The sequence below is a fragment of the Amycolatopsis sulphurea genome, assembly GCF_002564045.1.
Taxonomy (GTDB): domain Bacteria; phylum Actinomycetota; class Actinomycetes; order Mycobacteriales; family Pseudonocardiaceae; genus Amycolatopsis; species Amycolatopsis sulphurea.
Map to the genome: position 1 here is coordinate 3,859,760 of NZ_PDJK01000002.1, position 21,189 is coordinate 3,880,948.

A 21,189-nucleotide genomic window follows, 5' to 3' on the forward strand; every position below is an offset into this window, starting at 1 on the left:
GGCTATGTCCCGTCAACTGCATCTGCTGCTACTGGGAAATCCGCGGTTCGGCAGTACCTGGCGCTATCCGGGCGTGGAGAACGGTCCCGCCGCGACCCTGCGGTCCGTGATCGACGCGGCCAAAACCGCGGAGCGGGGTACGTTCGACGCGATCTTCTTCGCGGACACCCTGAACTACGGCCCCGACGCCGCCTGGCCGCACAAGTCCACCGAGGACTTCGAGCCGTTCACCACGACGGCCGCGCTCACCCGCGAGACCGAGCGGCTGGGCCTGGTCGTCACTGGGTCCGCGACCTTCCAAGCGCCCTATCACCTGGCCCGGCAGCTCATCTCGCTCGACCATCTCAGTGGCGGGCGCGCGGGCTGGAATGTCGTCACCAGTTTCGCGCAGGCGGCGGCCGCCAACTTCGGCGGCGCGGGCGTGCTCGCCCACGACGAGCGATACCGGGTCGCGGGGGAGGCCTTGGACGTGGTCCGCAAGCTGTGGCGGTCCTGGGGCCCGGACACCGTGGTCGAGGACCGCGTCGCCGGTGTCTACAACGACCCTGCCCGGATTCGCGTCCCGGCCCACGAGGGCGAGTTTTTCCAAGTCCGGGGACCGCTGGGCGCGTCGCCGTCCGCGCAGGGACACCCGGTGATCTTCCAGGCGGGTTCATCTGTGGCCGGGCGCGCCTTCGCCGCGCGTAACGCTGAGGTCGTCTTCACCGGCCAGGGCGACTTCGAGCGCGGGCGCGTCTTCGTGAGCCAGATCCACGACGAGGCACGCTCCTTCGGCCGGGTGGCGGCGCCGCTGGTGACGCCGTCACTCGGTTTCGTCATCGGGGCCACCGATGCCGAGGCGCGGCAGGTGGAGGAGACGATCTTCGAACACTTCATTCCCGAGCACCAGATCGGCTGGCTGCAGGAGGTCGACATCGATCTGACCGGAGCCGATCTCGACGCACCCGTGCCACTCGCGGCGTTCGCCGAGTCGACGCAGACCCATCAGACCGCACTCGCCGGTTACCGCGCGCTCGCCACCCAAGGGAATCCCACCCTGCGAGAGTTCCTGTTCCGCACGGTCACCGCTTTCGGCGCTCGTGTCGTCGGCTCCCCGGAGCGGATCGCCGACGAGATCGAGCGCTGGTTCACTGGTCGTGCCGCCGACGGGTTCATCCTCGGCCCGTCCGGAATACCCGGGCAGCTGGAGACCTTTGTGGACCATGTGGTGCCGATCCTGCGCCGCCGTGGCCTGTTCCGGCACGAGTACGCGGGCCGCACGCTGCGCTCGCATCTCGGCCTGCCGGAGTCTTTCCCACTTGGTGAAAAGTCTCAGCGAAAACCTTCCGTGGCACTACATTGATGCTTGATCGGGTCCCGCTCACCGGGACCCGCTGTCCGTCCGTTGTAGACGGTCGTCCCCCCGAAGAGAGACCCCGAATCATGGCCTCATACAGACGCAAGCTTCTCGCCTGGGCCGCCGTGGCCGCGAGCCTGGTGCTGCTGCTCGCCGGTTGCGGCTCGAGCGGTGGCTCCGTCGCCGGCTCGCAACCCCGTGACGGCGGCACCCTCATCGTCGGGCAGTACCAGGAGGTGACCCAGTTCGACCCGAACCGGCAGTACTCCTGGGAAACGTGGCGGATCGACCGCAACATCTACGAAACGCTGGTCGATGAGGACCTGTCGTCGCCGACCGGGGTGCCCAAGATCGTGCCGAAGCTGGCCACCTCGTGGACGGTGAGCCCGGACGCCACCACCTACACCTTCCAGCTGCGCCAGGGCGTCAAGTTCAGCGACGGCACGCCGTTCAACGCGCAGGCCGCGCAGTTCAACGTGCGCCGGTTCACCGACCCTGCCTTCCAGTACTACGACAAGGTGAGCGCGTCGACGATGTCGCTGGTCTACGGCGACCTCGCGTCGTTCAAGGTGCTCGGCGACTACACCGTGCAGTACGTCTTCAAACACCCGTTCCTGGACTTCCTGCGCCAAATTCCCAATAGCGGCAACGCCGTGTCCGGCTTCTTCAGCCCGGACGCGCTGAAGAAGCACGGCCAGGACGGGCTCGCCGACCACCCCGTCGGCACGGGGCCGTTCACGTTCGCCGAGCGGGTCCGCGGCGACCACACCACGCTCGTGCGCAACCAGGACTACTGGGGCCCGCGCCCGCACCTGGACAAGGTGATCTTCAAGCCGATCGGCGACGACCAGAGCCGGGTCGCCGCGCTGCAGACCGGCGCCGTCGACCTGATCAGCCGGGTGCCACCGGACTCGGTGTCCACTTTGGAGAAGGGCGGCTTCTCGGTGCCCGAGAACCGGGGCGTGCCGCAGATCATCTACTACAGCTACAACTTCGCCAATCCCTACCTGCAGGACAAGCGCGTCCGGCAGGCGATCATCGAAGCCGTCGACCGCAAGCAGCTCGCGGCGAACATCTACAAGGGCTACGCCGAACCGGCGACCTCGATCCTCAACCAGGGCAATGAAGCGCACGACGCCTCGGCCGTGGACTACCCGTACGACCCGGATGCGGCGAAGAAACTGCTGACCGACGCGGGCTACCGGCCGGGCCAGGTGAAGTTCACGATCCTGTCCGACACCACCGGCCAGCCGACCGCGGAATACATCCAGCAGGCCCTGCAGAAGATCGGGATCGACGCGTCGGTGCAGTCGTTCGAGTGGATCACCTACGGGACCCGCTCGGCGAACCTCAAGCCGGACGACGGGCTGTTCCTGGGCGAGTGGGGCTACGTCGCGGCCAACTGGGTCCAGATCGCGCACGCCTACAGCGTCGGCAAGCGGGACGGGGACAAGTACTCCGACACCAGTGCCGCGACGGTGCAGGCGATCAACGCGGCGGCGTACAACTCCGACCCGGCCAAGGCGAACCAGTTGTGGCAGGCGGCGGCGCAGGCGTGGGCGAAGGACGCGACGGTCTTCCCGTTGCTGTCGTTCAACCGGTACTACGCCGTGTCGTCGAGAGTCGGCGGGTTCGTCTGGCCGCAGCAGAACCACTACGACCTTGCCAAGGTCTGGGTGGCGAGCTGAACATGGTGCGCCGGATCCTGTGGCGGCTGGGCGGTCTGGTGCCGCTGCTGTTCGTGATCAGCCTGCTGGTGTTCTTCATCGCGCAGGCCGGCCCGGCCGACCCGGTCCAGGATGTGCAGAGCCAGCGGATGTCGGCGGAGCAGATCGCGCAGATCCGGGCCGCGTACGGGCTGGACCTGCCGGCCTGGCAGCAATACCTGAACTGGGTCAGGGACATGGTCACGCACGGCGGCGGCATCTCGCTCAGCGTCCGCAGCCCGGTCTCGGGGATCGTGTTCCCGGCCTTCGTCAACACGCTGATCCTGATCGCGGGGGCGACGGTGCTGACCGTCGTCCTCGGGGTCGCGATCGGGTTCGTCTCCGGGATCCGGCACGGCCGGCTGATCGACCGGATCGTGATGCTGTTCGTCCAGGTCGGCAGCAACCTGCCGATCTACTGGTTCGGGCTGATCATCATCTGGCTGACCGCGGTGCGGCTGAAGTGGTTGCCGGCCGGGGGAATGCACGACCTGCGCGGTGACGGCGGCACGGGTGACCTGCTGGCGCACCTGATCGCGCCCGCGTTCGCCGCCTCGCTCGTGTCGATGCTGATCATCGCGCGGTTCGTGCGGGCGGCGGTGATCGAGAGCGAGCAGTCCGACTACATCCGGACCTACCGGTCGCAGGGTTTCGGGCGGGCGGCGATCCTCGGCAAGCACATCGGCCGCAACATCCTCGCGCCGATCGTCAACATCACCGGGCTCACCATCGGCTCGGTGCTGACCGGGGTCGTGTTCGTCGAGACGATCTTCTCGTGGCCGGGTATCGGCAGTGTGCTGCTCAACGCGATCGCCGGCGCGGACTACCCGGTCATCCAGTCGGGCATCCTGGTCGTCGCCACCTCGTTCGTGCTCGTCAACCTCGTCACCGACGTGGTGCTCGACCTGCTGAACCCGCGCTTGCGGCACGGTGCCGCATGACCGCCGTCATCGAGGGCCCCCCGCGGCTGCGGCGCTCGGCGCTGTCCCGGTTCGTCCGCAGTCGCGAGGCGATGCTCGGGTTCGCCGTGCTGGCGCTGGTCGTGCTCATGTCGCTCGGGGCGCCGCTGCTCGCGCCGGACGATCCGAACGCCGGCCACGCCGGCAACGTGCTCGCCCCGCTCGGTTCGCCCGGTCATCTGCTCGGCACCGACGACCAGGGCCGCGACGTGCTCAGCCGGGTGATCTACGGCGGGCGGAGCGCGCTGGTGGTCTCGATCTCCGCCGTCGTGGTGGCGGTAGTGATCGGTACCGCGCTCGGGCTGCTGGGCGCCTTCGCGGGCCGCCGCACGTCGGGTCTGCTGATGCGCGTCGTCGATCTGCTGTTCGCCTTCCCGGTGATCCTGGTCGCGTTGTCGCTGGCCGCGATCGTCCAGCCGGGGCCCTGGGTGCTGATCGGCACGGTCGTGTTCGGCGCGGTGCCCTACGTGGCCCGCATCGTGTTCGCCGAGGCGAAGATCGAGCGGGAGAAGGACTACGTGGAGGCGGCGCGCGCGCTCGGCGCCTCCGAGATCGAGATCCTGCGCACGGAGGTGCTGCCCAACCTCGTGTCGTCCGTGGTGATCTACGGGACCAGCCTCGTCGGGGTCAACATCGTGTTCACCGCGAGCCTGAGCGCGCTCGGCCTCGGCATCCAGCCGCCGAACGCGGACTGGGGCCGGATGATCTCCGAGGGCGCGAAGGTCCTGGTGACGGGCAATCCCGGCGTCGCCACGTTTCCCGCGGCCGCCATCCTCCTCGTCGCACTGGCCTTCAACTGGCTCGGCGACGGGCTGCGCGACGTCCTCAACCCGTGAGCAGGTGACCAGATGACAACAGCGGTACTCACCGTGACCGATCTCAGCGTCGACTTCACGCTGCCCGGGACGACGGTGCACGCCGTGCGCGGCGCCGATCTCGTGGTGCGGCCGGGAGAAGTGCTGGCGCTGGTCGGCGAGTCCGGATCCGGGAAGAGCGTCACCGCGGCGGCCGTCCTCGGACTGCTGCCGCGCAACGCGCGCATCGCCGCCGGCAGCATCGCCTTCGGCGACACGGAACTGGTCGGCCTGAAGGACCGGCAGCTCAACGTGTTCCGCGGGGCCGGCATCGGGATGATCTTCCAGAATCCGGCCACCTCGCTGGACCCGTCGTTCACCATCGGCAGCCAGCTCGGCGACACCGCCAGGCTCCACCTCGGCGTGTCCCGCGACGAAGCCCGCGACGTGGCGCACACCTGGCTGGAGCGGGTCGGGCTGCGCGACGCCGGCCGAGTGCTGCGGTCGTACCCGCACGAGCTGTCGGGCGGGATGCGCCAGCGTGTGATGATCGCGCTCGCGAGCCTGTCGGGCCCGAAGCTGCTGATCGCGGACGAGCCCACCACTGCGCTCGACGCCACCGTGCAGAAGCAGATCCTGGACCTGTTGCTGGGCCTGGCCGAGGAGACCGGCACGGCGATCCTGCTCATCACCCACGACTTCGGCGTGGTGTCGCACACCAGTTCGCGGGTCGCGGTCATGCGTGACGGGGTGATCGTCGAAGAGGGCTCCACGGTCCGGGTGCTGAACGCGCCGGAGCATCCCTACACCCGCACGCTCATCGACGCGGTCCCCGAGCTCGGGCAGCGGCACCCCCGGGCCGGCCAGGCCACGCCCGGTGACAAGCCAATGCTGGAACTGCGCAACGTGACCAAGGACTTCGTCACCGGCGGGTTCGGCACCGGACGGCACCGTTACGCCGTCCGCGCGCTCGACGACGTGTCGCTGACCGTGCACCGGGGCGAGATCTTCGGGCTGATCGGCGAATCGGGCTCGGGCAAGTCGACGCTGGCCCGGTTGGCGGGCGGGCTGATCCCGCGCACCAGCGGTACGGTCGCCTTCGACGGCACCGACCTCGACCGGTCCGACGGCCGGGAATTGCGGCGGCGCTTCCAGTACGTGTTCCAGGACGCCGCCACGGCGCTCAACCCCCGGCTCACCGTCGGCGAGCAGATCGCCCGCCCGCTGCGCCGGCTCGGCAAAGCAGCCAACCGCAAACAGGCGATCGAACAGGCGCACCGCGCGCTCGAACTCGTCGGGCTGAACGCGGGCTACGCCGGCCGATACCCCCGCGAGTTCTCCGGTGGCCAGCGCCAGCGCGTCGGGATCGCCCGCGCGATCGCGCTGGAACCGGATCTGCTCATCCTCGACGAGCCGACCTCGGCGCTGGACGTCTCCACCCAGGCCACCATTTTCGACCTGCTGCTGGACCTCAAGGCGAAACTCGGGCTCACGTATGTCCTCATCGGACACAACCTGGCGATCATCGAGTCCCTGTGCGACCGCGTCGGCGTGTTGCGCGAGGGCTCGCTGGTGGAGACCTTCGCGGCGGGCGAACTGTTCTCACCCGAGCGGCATCCGGACACCCGTGCGCTGCTCGACGCCGTGCTCCCCATCGAACCCAGCCGAGAAAGAGAGGCAGCACCATGACCGCGACCGAGGAACAGACCGCGCTGACGTACCTGCGTCCCGCGACCGCGACCGACGCCGAGCTTTCCGCCCGCTTCCAGCCCGTGTTCGACCGGGTCGCCGAGGGAAACGTGCAGCGCGAGAAGGACCGCGTGCTCCCGCACGAGCAGGTGGGATGGCTCAAGGAGGCCGGTTTCGGCCGCGTGCGCATCCCGGCCGGCGCCGGCGGCTTCGGCGCGTCGCTGGAGCAGACCTTCGCCCTGCTCGCCGACCTGGGCGAGGCGGACGCCAACGTCGCCCACATCTGGCGCAACCACCTCGCGTTCGTGGAGGATCGGCTCAACTCGCGCTCCTCGGCGGGCAACGACCGCTGGATCCAGCGGTTCCTCGACGGCGAGTTCGTCGGCGGCGGGTGGACCGAAGCCAACAACGGGACCTTCGCCAACCTCAAGACGAACGTGCGCCGCGACGGCGACCGGTGGCTGGTCAGCGGCGCCAAGTTCTACGCCACCGGCAGCCTTTACGCCGACTGGCTGGACGTGCTCGGCAAGGGCGAGGGGGACAGCGTGCTCACCGCGCTGGTGCGCCGGAACGACCCGGGCGTCGAACTGGTCGACGACTGGACCGGCTTCGGCCAGCGCACCACGGCCAGCGGCAGCGCGACCTACCGGGACGTGCCCGCGGAGGAGGGCGATGTGTTCCCGGCCGGGGAGCGGTTCGTCTACCAGGGGCACTTCTACCAGACGGCGATGCTGTCCGTGCTCGCCGGCATCACCCGCGCGGCCCTGCGCGACGGCATCGCCGCGCTCAAGGCCCGCGGCCGCAACTACCCGCAGGGCCTGAACCCCGAGCCGACCGAAGACGCCCAGTTGCTGCAGGTCATCGGCCAGGTCTCGGTGCACGCTTTCGCCGCCCGCGCGGCGCTGCGCACGTCGTCGAGCACGCTCGACCTGATCGCCGCGGCGCACGCGGCCGGCGACGAGGACGCCCGCAAACAGCGCGTGCTCGAAGCCGAAGTCGCGACCACGCAGGCGCAGCTGACGATCATCGAGGCCGCACTGCAGGCGACGACGACGGTTTTCGACGCGCTCGGGGCCTCCGGCGTGTCCGAGACGAGGCTGCTGGACCGGCACTGGCGCAACGCCCGCACGCTGGCGTCGCACAACCCGCGGGTCTACAAGGCACGGATTCTCGGCGACTGGCTGGTCAACGAGACGGACCCGGTGCCCAACCTGGCCGCGCTCGGGCGCGGCGGTCAGGGCAACTGATGGCGGTACCGAGAATCGGCTTCGCGCTGAACTTCCGCACGACGTCCCGGGACATCGCCGAGGTCGCCCGCGTGTACGAGGACGTGCTCGACACGATCGTCTGCGCCGAGGAACTCGGCATCGACAGCGTGTGGGTGGGCCAGCACCATTTCGACAACACCGACGGACCCTTCGCGTCACCGCTGCCGTTCCTGGTCGCGGTCGCCGGGCGGACCTCCCGCATCACCCTGGGCACCGGAATCACGACGCTGCCGTTCGAGGACCCGATCCGGCTCGCCGAGGACGCGGCCGTCGTCGACGCCCTGACCGGCGGCCGTCTCCACCTCGGTCTGGGCACGGGCGGCGCGAACCTGGACGGTTTCGACGCGTTCGGCCTGCGGCCCGGGGAACGCCACGCGCTGTTCGCCACCAAGGTGGCCAGGCTCCACGCGGCGCTCGACGGAGAGTCGCTGGTGCCCGGCGCGGACGGGCCGCGCCTCTACCCGCCCGGCTCCCGAGTGCGGCGGCACCTGTGGCAGGCGGCCACCAGCGTCGAATCGGCGGCGGCCGCCGGATCCGCCGGCGACGGCCTGCAGCAGGGCGCGTTCTTCGATCCCGCGGACACCGGGCAGGCCCCGAAGGTCCGCGCCTACCTGGAAGCACACCAACGCGCGCGGCCGGACGACGAGCCGCGCGTCGCCGTGTTCCGGTTCGTCTACGCCGGCCGCGACAAGGAATCGGTGGTGCGGGAGGTCGAACCCGTGCTCGGGCCGAGGCTGCGGGCGCTGGCCGAGCGGGCGGCGGTCAGCGGCAACCCGGCCCTGCTCGGGCTGACCGTGCGGGAATACCTCGACCGGGTGCCGTTCTCCGGCTCCCCGGACGACATCGCCGAACGCGTCGCCACCGACCCGGCCATCGTCGCGGGCGCGACCGACTTCGTGGCCAACTTCTCCTACCGCGACGACTTCGGCGCGGTCAGCGCCCAACGCCGGCTGCACACGCTGGCGACCGAGATCGGGCCGGCGATCGGCTGGAAAGGACGGACATGACGGCTCCCTATCTCGCGCTCGGGCTCGCCGGCGCGCACCTCGTCGAGCTGACCGGTAGCCCGGAGCTGCTTCGCCGGTGGGACGAGCTGCCTGCGGCGTTCACGGTGCTCGGCATCGACCGCGTCGACGGGAGCGAGCCGGGCACGCACACACTGGACAGCAGCGCCGTCGCCGCCGTCCTCGCCGGGCGCACCGACCGTGGCCGCTTCCTGGTCGTGGCGAGCCCGCAGCGCGACCACCCCTACAACCTCGCGCGCCGGGTCGCCTCGCTCGGGCATCTCTCGCACGGCCGCAGCGGTCTGCTGGTCGGGGTCCGGGACGGCTACGCGGCCCCGGCCGAGGCGACGGTGGCCCGGGCGCAGGACGCGGCCCGCGCCGTACGGGCGCTGGAGCAGAGCTGGCCCTACGGGTCCATCGTCGGCGACCGCGGGACCGGGATTCTGGTGCGCTCGAACGAGATCGTGCACGTGGACCTGGGCGGCGAATTCCCCATCGCGGGCCCGCTGAACGCGCCGGAACCGCCCACGGGCGCGTCGGTGCTCGCCTGGTACGGACTCGGGGCGGTCGGTCCGGTGGACCTCGTCATCGGGAACGAGTCGGTCGTGGTCACCCCGCTGGGCGAGCGACCACCGAGCGACGTCACCGGCGTCGTGCTGCGTGCCGCGCCGGCACAGTCCGTCGGAAAGCTGCTGACGGCGGCGGAAAGCGTGCTGTCCCAGGGATTCCGACCCGTCGCGGCAGGCGGATCGCTGCGGTCCGCGCTCGGCCTCCCAGCTCCGGCGGCCAGGCCGGCCGGACGCGCGGCGTTCGCCGTCCCCCAGCCCCACCCTTCGTTGTGAGGAAACAGCCATGACCCAGCGCCGCACCGGACACGTCATCCTCGGTATCAACGTGCTCGTCCTGGGCTACCTGCCGGCCGCCTGGCAGTCACCGCTGCTGAAGAAGGACTCGTTCGTGGACCCCGGCTACTGGGCCACCATCGGCCGGATCGCCGAACGCGGCACCCTGGACGCGATCTTCCTCGCCGACGGGCCGCTGCTGGGCGACCCGGCCTACGACGCGAACCCGATCCGGTTCGAGCCCACCGTGAACTGGGGTTATGTCGCGAGTGTGACCGAGCGGGTCGGCCTGGTGGCCACCGCGTCGACGACGTTCAACGACCCGTTCGACTTCGCCGAGCGGCTCTTGTCCTGGGACTACCTCTCGGGCGGCCGGGCGGGCTGGAACATCGTGACCACTCGCGGAGCCACCGCGGCCCGCAACTTCGGCCTGCCCGACGTGCCGCTGCGCGACGACCGGTACGACCGCGCGTCGGAGTTCGTCGATGTGGCACGGGCACTCTGGGAGTCGGCGGCCACCGGCGAGAACATCAGTCACCACAAGGAGTTCTTCGACATCGAGGGGCGTTTACGGGTGCCGCCGTCCAGGCAGGGCAGCCCGGTGCTCCTGCAGGCGGGCGGCTCACCCAAGGGACGGGCGCTCGCCGGCCGGGTCGCCGAAGGCGTGTTCGCCGCGGAACTGACCAAAACCAAGGCCATCGAGCACTACCGCCTCGTCAAACGCCTCGCCCAGGACAACGGTCGCTCGCCGGACGAGGTCAAGATCCTGCCCGGTCTGCTGCTGAGCCTGGGCAGCACCGAGGAGGAGGCGCGGCGCCGCAGCGACGAGCTGCACGACGCCGGACCCGCGGCGTACTCGGTGAACTGGCTGTCCCAGTCGATCGGTTACGACGCCTCGAAACTCGACCTGGACGAGCGGTTCCCGGAAGAGGTGCTGGCCGCGCCGGCCGATCCCCAGACCTTCCAGGGCAGTATCGGCTTCCGCGAGTCGATCGTCGCGCAGATCCGGCGCACCAACCCCACCGTCCGGGAGTATCTCAAGCAGACCCGTTACACCGGCTCCGGCCACGCGGGATTCGTCGGCACCCCGGAACAACTGGCCGACCACATCGAAGACTGGTTCCATTCCGGCGCGATCGACGGGTTCAACCTGCAGCCCGATGTCCTCATCGACGGACTGGCCGTGATCGCCGACGAACTCGTGCCGATCCTGCGCAAACGCGGACTGTACCGGCACGAGTACGAGACCGACACCCTGCGCGGCCACTTCGCCGCCGCGTCGCCGACCCCGGACCTGAACTAACGTCCTGTATGGACTCGTGGTCCCCGCCCGGCGCAGCGCCAAGCGGGGCATTTCCCGGCCGTAGGCCCGGGGCGGGCCACCTCGGTCGCCTCGGTCAGATCGAGTCCTGCCAGCACGCGGGCGGGCACGTAGGTCTTCGAGGCGGGCGCGATGACCCCCACACTCACGGCGATCATGTCCCGGATGTTGCCGTAGGAGACCAGTTTGGAGTCCCCGATCAGCAGGAACCGTCGTGGGCCGGCGATGGTTTCAGCGCGGTCATCGAGCCCACGACCTGGTTGACTTCCCCGGCGCCCCCGGCATAGGCGTGGTGCAGCACCGGAATCCCACCGTCGCCGGCGACCGCCAAACCGGCTTGAACCTGTTTCAGATCCGGGCGGCGGTCTTTGGGGTGGCCAAAGGGGCAACGAACTCGTCCTCGGTCTGCTCGTGGGCCCCGTACACCGAGATCGAGGTCATGTCCCCATGCGGCCGGGACACGTCCATCCCGAACGCCGCGATCGCCTGTGCACCAACGGATCCCACGATCCGATCGCACTCAGGGGCGATCGCGTCCAACGCTCGGGCGATCCGGTCACCAGTGAGCGCGGCCGGGTCGATCCCGAACGTTTCGGCCACCCGCGGCAGCGGCGCCGGAGAGGTCAACCGATTGGCCACCACCGCCTCAGTGACCTGCCCGTAGGTCAGGATGGCCACATAACGGCGGATCGGGCAGGCCCGATCGATGATCCCGGCCAGGTCCAACGGTCGCCCGTAGTCGGCCACCACCGGCAGAGCGCCCAGCATCTTTTCCACGCTCGGCTCGCCATAGGCCAGGTCGATGCGTGTGGCTATCGTGCGCTGGCGCCGATCCGCTGGTTTCGATCACTGGGCCGTCTTGCGCGGACGGCGATCACGATGTGGGGGGCAAAGACCGGCAGGCAGGCTCATCGGCCGACCGGGTCGGGCTCAGCGGACGCATCTCGGACCGCGCTCCTCGCGGAGGCGGCTTCCCGCTCGGCGACGGCCTGCCGGACCAGACGTATCGTTTCGAGCTTGAGCTCACGCTCTTCCTCCGTGTACACCTCCGAGCTGCAGCCGAAGATCTCGATCCCGAGGTCGTGGTACTTCAGCAACGATTCGGCGATGGTTTCGGGCGATCCGACGAACGAAGGAACGTGCTCTCCACCGGTGATGCGGGTCAGCCGCGTGTAGAGCGCGTCATCATGCCAGTCGCCCTCAGCGGCGGCCGCTGCGAGCCGCTTCCGGCTCGTGGACTCCGGCCCCGCCGCGGCGGCGGGGTCCAGGGCGAGGTCGCCGGGAGACGCATGCTCGAGTCCCTTCGCGATCGACTCCGCCAGTGCCCGCGCGTCCCGGTCGGTGCGCCCCACGATGTGGTTGGCGTTGTGCCAGTACCTCAGGGTCCGGCCGTGTGCGGCGGCCGCGCCACGCACCTTGGTGACAATCTCCGCGGTACCCGCCAGCGGTTCCGCGGGCAGGGCGAACACGTCACAGTACTTCGCCGCGATCTCGATCCCGGGCGCCGACGATCCGGCCCACGAGATCGTCGGCCTCCTGCCTTGGGTCTCGACCAAGCCGCTCGAGGCGCCGCGTACCCGGTAGAACTCGCCCTCGAAGTCGAACGGCTCGGTCGAGGTCAGTTCCCGAGTGAAGACGTCGAGGAACTCATCCGCGCGACGGTAACGGTCACTTTTGGACAGAAAGTCGCCGTCACGTTGCTGATCGGCGTCGATGTGGCCGGTGATCAGGTGGAACGCGGCCCGCCCGCCGGAAAGCTGATCGAGCGTCTGGAGCAACCTCGCCGCCGTCGTCGGCGACTGGCGGCCGACTCGGTGCGCGGTCATGAACGTGAGCCGCCGGGTCTGCGCCAGTGCCCAGCCCGCCCGGACCGAAGGCTCCGGCCACCCGCTGCGCTCGGCGACCAGGGCACCGTCGTACCCGGATTGTTCAAGATAAGTGCCAATCGTTCGGGGCGCCTCGGGATCGATCGACGTCCTGATTCCCCACCTCGTCATCGCCTTGAGGCGACGGTCCAGCGCGGACGCCTGATCACCGATCATGGGCGGGGTCGTGAAGTTGTTCGTGAAGAACTGTACCACCATGTGGTCTCCTCGGCGTTTCCAGGATTGTAGCCATTACGCTAACAGTCCCGGTTCACGGAACGCCGACCGTCCACATTGTGGAGTCGGTGCACCAGAGCCGCTTCGCTCACCCCGCGCCCTTGGAGCATCACGTGAAACGCTTCGTCCTGTCGATCGCGGCCGTGCTGTCGATCACCGTTCTCGCCGCGTGTGGCGATGGTCCGTCGAGTACGGCGAACCAGCCAGCGCCGGCACGCCTCACCATCTCGGTGCCGGCACCCGGTCAAAGCACCACCATCGACCGGGTCAAAAAGGAGGGTGTCATCCGGGTCGGGGTGATCGTGTCCGCTCCGTTCATCCTGCAGGACCCGGTCTCGTCGACCTGGTACGGGCCCGCCGCCGACGTGGTCGCGTCCTTCGCCGGCACCCTCGGTGTCAAGGCGAACTGGATTGGCTCCGACTTCGACACAATCGTGGCCGGCCTGCAGGCTGACAAGTTCGACATCGCGGCCACCGGCCTGTACGCGACGCCCGCGCGCAAGGCGGTCGTGGACTTCGTCAACTACGCCAAGTCCGGTGCGTGCTACGCCGTCCGCAAGGACGACACCCGCGTGAACTCACTCGCCGACCTGAACAACCCCGATCTGCACGTCGTCGTGGTGAGCGGATCGTCCTTCATCACCCAGTTCCCCACCGAATACCCGAGGGCGCAGGTGACTCCCAAGCCGCTGCCGCCAGGGGCGGCGAACTTCTACAACGAGATCAAGACCAAGCGCTTCGACGTGACGCCGATCGAGAGCACCCTCGCGAAGCAGGTGGCGCAGCAGCAGCCCGATCTCAAGATCGTCCCTGACGCGGAGACGTGCCTGCTGCACCCGGACCTGCCCCAGGACGTCGGTTTCGCGGTCCGCAAGGGCGATACCGGGTTCCGGTCGACGCTCCAGGACGCCGCCACCGCGCTTCAGTCGCAGACGGATGCCGGTATCTCGAAGTACTCCTCGGCGCAGTAAGCGAACTGACCGGGTCAGAGGCCGGCGGTGGTGCAGGCGACTGCACCCCGCCGGCGCTCGACGAGAGGCCGACATGCATTTCTACCTGCAGACTCTGGAGTACTTTCCCTTCCTGCTGAAGGGCTTGTTGTGGACCGCGCTGGTCAGCGCTGGAGCCATGGGCTTTGGTCTTGTCCTCGGCGTGCCCACCGCGATGGCCCGGGACAGCGGGAACCGGCTGGCCCGCACCATCGGCGCCGCCTACGTCGACTTCTTCCGGACCACGCCGCCCTTCATCCAGCTGCTGTGGATCTACTACGCCATGCCGCTCGTCACAGGATGGAGCCTGACCGGATTACAGGCCGGGCTGCTCGGCATGAGCCTGTACTCCGGCGCGTTCCTCACCGAGGTCATCCGCGCGGGGATCAACTCGGTCGAGCGCGGCCAAGGCGAGGCGGCGCTGGGACTGGGCATGAACCGGCTTCAGGTCATGCGCCGTGTCGTGCTGCCGCAGGCGTTGGCCAACATGCTCCCCGCGCTCGGCAACGTGCTGATCATGACGGTCAAGTCGACTTCTCTGCTGTCCGTCGTGGCGGTGCCCGACCTACTGCGCAACGCGCAGGTCATCAGCGCGTTCCTGCAACGGGATCTCGAGCCGCTGACCGTCGCCGCCTTCATGTACCTCGCCCTCACCCTGCCACTCAGCCTCGGCGTCTCCTATTACCAGAAGCGCCGACGACCAGGAATCGCGTGACCACGTGAAGAGCGACTACGATTGGCACTTCGGCGTCGTCGCCGACGCGCTGCCGGCCCTGGCCGTCGGCGCCGCCTACACCATTCTGATCACCGCGCTGACGTTCGCAGGTGGCATCGTGCTCGGGCTCGGGCTGTGCCTGACGAGAATGTCGGGGCGGAGATGGCTCGCCTGGCCGACCATCGCCGTGATCGACTTTCTGCGGCTCACACCGCTTCTGGTGCAGATCCTCTGGATCTACTCCAGCGTGCCGCTGCTTACCGGGGTCACGCTGTCGCCCTTCTGGTCCGGCGTGCTCGCCTTGGCCGTCAACAGCTCGGCCTTTACCTGCGAGGTGTTCCGCTCCGGGTTCGGCTCGATCGACGACGGTCAGCGCGAGGCGGCGAGCGCACTGGGCATGAGCTGGTTCCAGATGCTGCGCAGGGTGCTGATTCCCCAGGCGGCGCGGCACGTTCTTCCGCCACTGGGGACCAGCTGGGTCTCCTGCTTCCAGGACACCTCGCTCGTCGCGGTGCTCGGTGTGCCCGAGATCCTGCACAACGCACAGCTCGTCTCCACGGAGACACTCAGGCCGGTCGAGGTTTTCACTGCCGTTGGAATCGTGTACTTCCTGCTCGCCTACCCCCAGGCACGCCTTCTCGACCGGCTCGACCGGCGCGAGCGGCTCAACAGATGACCCATGCAGACAGGACCTGTTCACCCATGACGACCACCCACACCGGCGCACCGGTTCCCATCGTCCGTCTCGAAGATCTGCACAAGCGGTTCGGCGACAACGAGGTTCTGCGTGGTATCGACCTTGAGATCCAGCGCGGCGAGGTCGTCGCGATCATCGGGCCCAGCGGCTCGGGCAAGAGCACGCTGCTGCGCTGCCTCAACCGGCTCGAGGAACCGAGCCGGGGAAGCGTGGCCATCAACGGCACCGAGCTGACGGGGAACCGCCGGGAACTGGCACGGATGCGCCGGCAGGTCGGGATGGTCTTCCAGCACTTCAACCTGTTCCCCCATATGACCGCGCTGGGGAACGTCATGGAAGGACCGCGGACGGTACTCGGCCTTCGGCGCGAGGAGGCCGAACGTCGCGCAAGAGAGCTGCTCGCCAGAGTGGGGCTGGAAGACAAGGCGGACGAGCGGCCAGGCACGCTGTCGGGAGGTCAGCGTCAGCGGGTCGGGATAGCGCGAGCACTCGCGATGAATCCCGATCTCGTGCTCTTCGACGAGGTCACCTCAGCGCTCGACCCGGAGCGGGTCGCCGAGGTCCTCCGGGTGATGAAGTCGCTCGCCGACGATGGGATGACCATGGTCATCGTCACGCACGAGATGAACTTCGCCAGGCGCGTCGCTTCTCGCGTGGTCTTCCTCGACGAGGGCCGTGTCGTCGAGGACGGAACGCCGGAACAGATCTTCGCGGGCGCACGCGAGCCACGCACGCGACGTTTTCTCAACCAGCTCGAGTGGGAGTCCTCGGTCGCATGAGCACACGTACGATGCACCTCGCGGTCGAGGCGTCCCTCTGGCACACCGACGGCCGGTGGCGGTTGCCGGGAACGTTCACGCGGGACGACTACTTCACCGATCCCCGGCGGTGGGTGGAGATGGCCAAGATCGCCGAACGCGGCGCCATGGACCTCATCTTCTGGGGCGAGGGCTATGGGATCCCGTCCACCTTCGAAGGCCGGACCGACGCGGCCGTCCGCTGGGGTGTGCAGTGGCCGCGGCACGACATGTCGACGATGATCCCCGTGCTCGCCTGGGAGACACGGCACATCGGCTTCGTCCAAACCCTGTCGACCACGTTCTACCACCCGTTCCATGTCGCCCGGTTCTCCGCGTCGATGGACCACGTCACCGGCGGCCGCCTCGGGCTCAACCTGATCAACTCGGCCCGCACCGCCGACTTCGGCAACTTCGGATACGACGAATTGCCCGCGCACGCCGACCGCTACGAGCGGATGCAGGAGTTCGTCGACGTCTGCAAAGCACTGTGGGACTCCGTCGACCCGCTGGCGCTGGTGCTCGACCCCGAAACCGGCGAGTTCGCCGACCCCCGGCTTGTTCGTGCCGTCAACCATCGCGGACGTTTCTTCTCCAGTGCGGGGCCGCTGCCGGTGCTGCCTTCCCCCCAGCGACGGCCCTTGCTCCTGCAGGCCGGCGGTTCGGCCGCCGGCAACGCCTTCGCGGCCCGCAACGTCGACGTTCAGTACGCCTCGGCAGGTGACGACGAGGACGCCTGGCGGAAGATGCGCCGGCAGCGACAACTGCTGAACGAGAACCTCGCGGCCGCCGGTCGCCCCACCGACGACGTGAAGCTGATCTTCGACGTGGCACCTGTCATCGGCGACACGCAGGACGATGCTCGAGAGCTGTTGCGCGCCATGCGGGCGACGGTGACACCGGAGGCCGCCCTCGCCTACCTGTCCCACAACACCACGTTCGACTTCGCCACGCTGCCGGAGCGGTTCACGCTCGCCGAGGTGGTCCACCAAGCGGAAGAACGTGGCGGATCACGGAACGGCGCGCTGCACGCGCTAGCCTTCACGTTGGGTCCGGACGACAAGATCACCAAGGAGGTGCTGGTGGACGAGGTTCGGCGCATGATCGTGCCGGGCGGCTGCGTCGGTACCCCGGCGCAGGTCGCCGATCGCATCGAGGCGCTTCATCTCCGGGGGGACGGGGACGGTTTCGCACTGCACCTCCGGCCGTCGATCACCGGGTCCGTGGCCTTGTTCGTGGACCGGGTGATACCGCTTCTCCAGGCCCGGGGCGTGTTCCGCCGGGACTATGGCGACAGTGCCACGCTGCGCGAACGGATGGCCCGGTGACGCCGCCGGGATCCGAGCGAGCCACGAGGCAGGGACTCGCGGACGAACTGGCCGACTCGATCCATACCGCCGTGCTCAACGGCGACCTTCCCATCGGGTCGTGGTTGCGGCAGGAGGCGCTGGCGGCTCAGCTCGGTGTATCGCGAGGGCCGGTTCGTGAGGCGCTGCGAAAGCTGCAGGAGGTCAGGGTGGTCGAGCTGATCCCGAACCGCGGAGCACGCGTGCTCGGGCCCACGGTGCGCGAGAGCGGCGACGCGTTCTTGCTGCGCGCCGAGATCGAAGGCTTCGCCGTCGAGCGTGCGGCCGCCTGCATCAGCGCCACCGACCTGGCCGAGCTCAGCGTCGACATCCAGCGCCAGCGCGAGGAGCTGCCACACCTTCGGTCCCTGCCGCCGGGCGACTGTGAGCGCGGCTTTGCCCGCAGCCCCTGGCATGTCGCCGATGTCCACTTCCACCGCGTGATCGTCCGCGCCTCCGGATTGGCGCACGTGCACGAGATCGTGGAGGGCCTGCGCCGGTACTGGCCGTGCCACCTCGCGTGGGCTCCGGCGTCCGGACCCGGGATACTCGAAGCCAATCTCGCCGAGCACGAGGGCATCCTCGCCGCGCTCGAACGGCGCGACGCCGCTACGGCGCGGCGGCTGATGGAGGCTCACAATCGCAACAACGGGGCCAACGCCACGAAGTGGATGCAGACCCGCTACGAGGAACTCGGCGTCAACAGCGGTTCCCGCGAGTCGGCCTGAGCCAGTGCCAGCGCCGACCGGAGGAGGACCTCGGTCGCGATCGGCAGCGCGGCCTCGGCGAAGTCGAACCGCGGGTGGTGCGGAGGATACGGAGCGCTTGCCTCGTCCGTCGGGTTCGCCCCGATGAGCACATAGACGCCCGGGACCCGTTCGAGGTAGTACGCGTAGTCGTCACCGCCCATGACCGGCTCGATGTCCGTGACCTGCCGGACTCCGGCGATTTTCCGCGCGACCTCAGCGACCTGATCCGCCACCTCTGGCGTGTTCACCACCGGCGGCGGGCCGAACTCGTGTCGGACGTCCACGGTGAGCCCATGCAGGGCGGCGATGCCCTGCGCGAGCTCGGTCACGCGTGTGGCGAGTCGCGTTCGGACGGACGACGACAGGGCCCTGATGGTGCCGCCGACCACAGCTGCTGACGGGATGATGTTGTAAGCCTCGCCGGCGTGCACCTGCGTCACCGAAACCACCACGGGATCCTGGGGCGCGAACTCGCGCGCGGCCAGGCGATGCACCGCGTGCACGAAGTCAGCGGTGGCGGGTATCGGATCGGCCGATTCGTGGGGCAGGCCCCCGTGACCGCCACGACCGGTGAAGGTGATTGAGAAGGCGTCCGCGCTTGCCAGCAGCGCACCGCGGTTGACGCAGACTGTGCCGGTACGCTCGGTCGGCACCAGATGCTGCCCGATGATCACGTCGACGCCATCGAGGGCACCGGCGGTGATCAGCTCCGGCGCGCCCTTCGGTGTCTGTTCCTCCGCATGCTGGAAGACGAGGCGGTAACTTCCGCTCAACTCGCCGGAGACGGCGGCAAGCACTTTCGCCACGCCAAGCAGGGCCGCCACATGGCCATCGTGCCCGCAGGCGTGCATCACGCCCGGAACAGCGGACGCGAACGCCAGCCCCGTCTCCTCTTGGATCGGCAACGCGTCGATATCGGCGCGCAGCGCGACCGTGCGCCCCGGGTCACGACCCTGCAAGGTCGCCACGACGCTGGTCGCGGTCGGCCGCTCGGTCTTTACACCGAACGACGCGAGCACGGACTCGATGTACTCGGCGGTCCGGTGCTCGTCGAACGACAGCTCCGGATGCTGGTGCACATGTCGGCGCCAGGTTCGCAGGTCAGCACCGAGATCACTGAGAAGCGGGCTGATTCGTGCATCGACATCTTTGACAACCGGCATGTTTCCGACAGTATCCGTCAACGACGGGAGCCCCATCGTGTCTCAGCTCTTGGACTTCGCGAGGTCCTTGTCTACGGCGGTGGCCGGCTGGTGCTCGTGGACGGGCCACCGCAGACACCGGCCGTGTGGAAACCCCTCCGCCGTGCGACCGAACTCGACTGGATCAACCTCGCGCCCCCGCGCCTTCATGTGATCGTTTCCCGCCGCATGTTCGTGACCCCGTTGTCGCGGGTCGGGGAACGAGAAGGCCGGAGCACGCCGTCGCCATGTCGGAGTGGTGGGTTCACGAGTTCCGGGTGATCGCCCGCAAGCTCTCGCGCAACAGGTCGCGCACGGACTCACGACCGTCGATGAGCCGATGGGTGCGACGGACTGCCTTCCACTCGCCCGATTCCTGGCGACGCCATGCCCACTGGCTCGCGGTGAGGCGGGACAGCTTCGCGCCGCTGTCGGTATGCAGGTCATTTGTGTGGTATCCGATGCTGACCGCGCGGTCGGCATCGATCTTCAGCAGCGGCATCGACATGACGTGCGCCGCAGCCCTGTTCCATGTATTTGCGGCTCGACTCCCCTTCAAGCATCGCCCACACCTCCTCGGGCCGCGGCGAGGTCGAACAACCTGCGCGGGTGCCCGCGGCCGAACCCGAGACCATCCCCTTCGCGCAGATCAATATGCCGTCTCCGCGCCCCACGTCCGCAGAAGCGGCCGGTGTCCAGCCTCGTCGGCGGCGCTGGTGGCAGGTGTGGCGTCGCACCTCGTAGGTGATGCCGCCACCGGCCACCGGGCCGATGGGAGGACGTAGCTGCAGGTTCAAGCGCTTGCCGTGGCTGTCGCGGAGTCCCGATTCGGCTTCCGTCGCCGGTCTCGCACGTAAACCGTTGCTTGTTTTCGTTCGCCGGGGATGCGCCGGTCGACGTCGAACAGCGTGGTCGCGGTGATCAGGTCGCTGAGCTTGGAGTAGCCGTAGCTGCGGGAATCGAACTCTGGGCGTTGCTTGGTGATGATGCTGCCTACCGCGGACAGCGGTGCCCAGCCGTCGTCGTCGGAGGCGGCTTCGACGGCGTTGCGTAGGAGGTTGGTCAGGGTCGTGTCGCCCTTGAGTTGGGTGCTGGAGGCAACCGATTTCGGTGCTTGTGCCGTCGCTGCGGTCTGCTCGGCGTAGGCGAGGTTTTCGACGTAGATGAACTTGTCGCAGGCGGCGACGAAAGGTTTGGGCGTTTTACGTTCGCCGAAGCCGTACACGGTGAGTCCGGATTCGCGTAGTCGTGCGGCCAGGCGGGTGAAGTCGGAGTCGCTGGAGACGATGCAGAAGCCGTCGAAGCGCTCGGAGTAGAGGAGGTCCATCGCGTCGATGACCATTGCGGCGTCGGTGGCGTTTTTGCCGGTGGTGTAGGCGAATTGCTGGATGGGCTGGATCGATTGGGCCAGGAGGTGGTCTTTCCACCCTTTGAGGTTGGTGCCGGTCCAGTCGCCGTAGGCGCGTTTGACGTGGGCGGTGCCGTACTTGGCGACCTCGGCGAGTAAAGCTTCGGTGATCGAGGGCTGTGCGTTGTCGGCGTCAATGAGCACCGCGAGCTTCGCGGCGCTCTCGCTGGTCGTGGCCACTCGCTTCCTCCTTCGCCGACAACGCCGGCCGTCTTGCCCGCAGCCGCTCCCACGATCGCCGGCGCAGTACGCACTTACCGTTCCGCCGGACGTTTGGGCGGCGAAG

The 21,189-nt window shown here is 68.7% G+C and carries 20 protein-coding genes; 15 read left to right on the top strand and 5 right to left on the bottom strand.

Features of this window, described 5'->3' with window-relative positions:
- Nucleotides 1-4: 4 nt before the first annotated feature.
- From ATK36_RS23745 to ATK36_RS23785, 9 genes are all read left to right on the top strand, one after another.
- On the top strand, nucleotides 5-1,342 hold the full coding sequence (locus ATK36_RS23745; RefSeq protein ID WP_098513511.1) for an NtaA/DmoA family FMN-dependent monooxygenase: 1,338 nt from the start codon (nucleotides 5-7) through the stop codon (nucleotides 1,340-1,342).
- Nucleotides 1,343-1,422: 80 nt separating this feature from the next.
- Nucleotides 1,423-3,024, top strand: a complete 1,602-nt coding sequence (locus tag ATK36_RS23750) for an ABC transporter substrate-binding protein (RefSeq protein ID WP_098513512.1) — start codon at nucleotides 1,423-1,425, stop codon at nucleotides 3,022-3,024.
- Nucleotides 3,025-3,026: 2 nt separating this feature from the next.
- Nucleotides 3,027-3,983 (top strand): ABC transporter permease, encoded by a 957-nt coding sequence (locus ATK36_RS23755; RefSeq protein ID WP_098513513.1) that lies wholly within the window; start codon nucleotides 3,027-3,029, stop codon nucleotides 3,981-3,983.
- Nucleotides 3,980-4,837, top strand: a complete 858-nt coding sequence (locus ATK36_RS23760; protein WP_098513514.1) for an ABC transporter permease — start codon at nucleotides 3,980-3,982, stop codon at nucleotides 4,835-4,837. Before ATK36_RS23755 ends, ATK36_RS23760 begins: the two co-directional genes overlap by 4 nt.
- A 12-nt stretch (nucleotides 4,838-4,849) precedes the next feature.
- Complete coding sequence (locus ATK36_RS23765; RefSeq protein WP_098513515.1) at nucleotides 4,850-6,484, top strand: dipeptide ABC transporter ATP-binding protein; 1,635 nt, start codon at nucleotides 4,850-4,852, stop codon at nucleotides 6,482-6,484.
- The gene (locus ATK36_RS23770) at nucleotides 6,481-7,731 is read left to right on the top strand and encodes an acyl-CoA dehydrogenase family protein (RefSeq protein ID WP_098513516.1); all 1,251 of its coding nucleotides are present in this window, start codon (nucleotides 6,481-6,483) and stop codon (nucleotides 7,729-7,731) included. The genes ATK36_RS23765 and ATK36_RS23770 overlap by 4 nt, the downstream gene beginning before the upstream one ends.
- Entirely contained in the window at nucleotides 7,731-8,759 is a 1,029-nt protein-coding gene (locus ATK36_RS23775) for an LLM class flavin-dependent oxidoreductase (RefSeq protein ID WP_098513517.1), read from the top strand. The genes ATK36_RS23770 and ATK36_RS23775 overlap by 1 nt, the downstream gene beginning before the upstream one ends.
- On the top strand, nucleotides 8,756-9,598 hold the full coding sequence (locus ATK36_RS23780; protein ID WP_098513518.1) for an LLM class flavin-dependent oxidoreductase: 843 nt from the start codon (nucleotides 8,756-8,758) through the stop codon (nucleotides 9,596-9,598). Before ATK36_RS23775 ends, ATK36_RS23780 begins: the two co-directional genes overlap by 4 nt.
- A gap of 10 nt (nucleotides 9,599-9,608) precedes the next feature.
- Nucleotides 9,609-10,901, top strand: coding sequence for an NtaA/DmoA family FMN-dependent monooxygenase (locus ATK36_RS23785; protein ID WP_098513519.1), 1,293 nt, complete (start codon nucleotides 9,609-9,611; stop codon nucleotides 10,899-10,901).
- A 366-nt stretch (nucleotides 10,902-11,267) separates the two neighbouring features.
- Here ATK36_RS23785 and ATK36_RS32975 read toward each other — a convergent pair whose 3' ends face one another.
- Both ATK36_RS32975 and ATK36_RS23795 read right to left on the bottom strand, forming a co-directional pair.
- Nucleotides 11,268-11,696, bottom strand: a complete 429-nt coding sequence (locus tag ATK36_RS32975; protein ID WP_211291939.1) for a hypothetical protein — start codon at nucleotides 11,694-11,696, stop codon at nucleotides 11,268-11,270.
- A 131-nt stretch (nucleotides 11,697-11,827) separates the two neighbouring features.
- The gene (locus ATK36_RS23795) at nucleotides 11,828-13,003 is read right to left on the bottom strand and encodes an LLM class flavin-dependent oxidoreductase (RefSeq protein ID WP_098513520.1); all 1,176 of its coding nucleotides are present in this window, start codon (nucleotides 13,001-13,003) and stop codon (nucleotides 11,828-11,830) included.
- Between the two features lie 131 nt (nucleotides 13,004-13,134).
- On the opposite strand from ATK36_RS23795, the gene ATK36_RS23800 reads away from it, so the two are divergent.
- The 6 genes from ATK36_RS23800 (at nucleotide 13,135) to ATK36_RS23825 (ending at nucleotide 18,293) form a co-directional block, all read left to right on the top strand.
- Nucleotides 13,135-13,992, top strand: a complete 858-nt coding sequence (locus ATK36_RS23800) for a substrate-binding periplasmic protein (protein ID WP_170069877.1) — start codon at nucleotides 13,135-13,137, stop codon at nucleotides 13,990-13,992.
- A gap of 73 nt (nucleotides 13,993-14,065) precedes the next feature.
- Nucleotides 14,066-14,725 carry an amino acid ABC transporter permease gene (locus ATK36_RS23805; protein WP_170069878.1) on the top strand — a complete coding sequence of 220 codons (660 nt, stop codon included), beginning with the start codon at nucleotides 14,066-14,068 and terminating at the stop codon, nucleotides 14,723-14,725.
- 4 nt (nucleotides 14,726-14,729) lie between these two features.
- The gene (locus ATK36_RS23810) at nucleotides 14,730-15,401 is read left to right on the top strand and encodes an amino acid ABC transporter permease (protein ID WP_170069879.1); all 672 of its coding nucleotides are present in this window, start codon (nucleotides 14,730-14,732) and stop codon (nucleotides 15,399-15,401) included.
- A 26-nt stretch (nucleotides 15,402-15,427) separates the two neighbouring features.
- Nucleotides 15,428-16,201 carry an amino acid ABC transporter ATP-binding protein gene (locus tag ATK36_RS23815; protein WP_098513524.1) on the top strand — a complete coding sequence of 258 codons (774 nt, stop codon included), beginning with the start codon at nucleotides 15,428-15,430 and terminating at the stop codon, nucleotides 16,199-16,201.
- Nucleotides 16,198-17,547, top strand: a complete 1,350-nt coding sequence (locus ATK36_RS23820) for an NtaA/DmoA family FMN-dependent monooxygenase (RefSeq protein ID WP_098513525.1) — start codon at nucleotides 16,198-16,200, stop codon at nucleotides 17,545-17,547. Before ATK36_RS23815 ends, ATK36_RS23820 begins: the two co-directional genes overlap by 4 nt.
- Nucleotides 17,544-18,293, top strand: coding sequence for a GntR family transcriptional regulator (locus tag ATK36_RS23825; RefSeq protein WP_098513526.1), 750 nt, complete (start codon nucleotides 17,544-17,546; stop codon nucleotides 18,291-18,293). Before ATK36_RS23820 ends, ATK36_RS23825 begins: the two co-directional genes overlap by 4 nt.
- Here the strand turns inward: ATK36_RS23825 and ATK36_RS23830 are convergent.
- The 3 genes from ATK36_RS23830 to ATK36_RS23840 all read right to left on the bottom strand — a co-directional run bounded on the left by ATK36_RS23830 (nucleotide 18,248) and on the right by ATK36_RS23840 (nucleotide 21,083).
- The gene (locus ATK36_RS23830; RefSeq protein WP_170069880.1) at nucleotides 18,248-19,477 is read right to left on the bottom strand and encodes a M20 metallopeptidase family protein; all 1,230 of its coding nucleotides are present in this window, start codon (nucleotides 19,475-19,477) and stop codon (nucleotides 18,248-18,250) included. The two genes, ATK36_RS23825 and ATK36_RS23830, sit on opposite strands and share 46 nt — an antisense overlap.
- A gap of 283 nt (nucleotides 19,478-19,760) precedes the next feature.
- Nucleotides 19,761-20,003: a hypothetical protein gene (locus ATK36_RS23835; RefSeq protein WP_098513528.1), complete on the bottom strand. Its 243-nt coding sequence runs from the start codon at nucleotides 20,001-20,003 to the stop codon at nucleotides 19,761-19,763.
- A gap of 285 nt (nucleotides 20,004-20,288) precedes the next feature.
- A complete protein-coding gene (locus ATK36_RS23840) occupies nucleotides 20,289-21,083 on the bottom strand; it encodes an NYN domain-containing protein (protein WP_098513529.1) in 795 nt (264 codons plus the stop codon).
- Nucleotides 21,084-21,189: the final 106 nt, after the last annotated feature.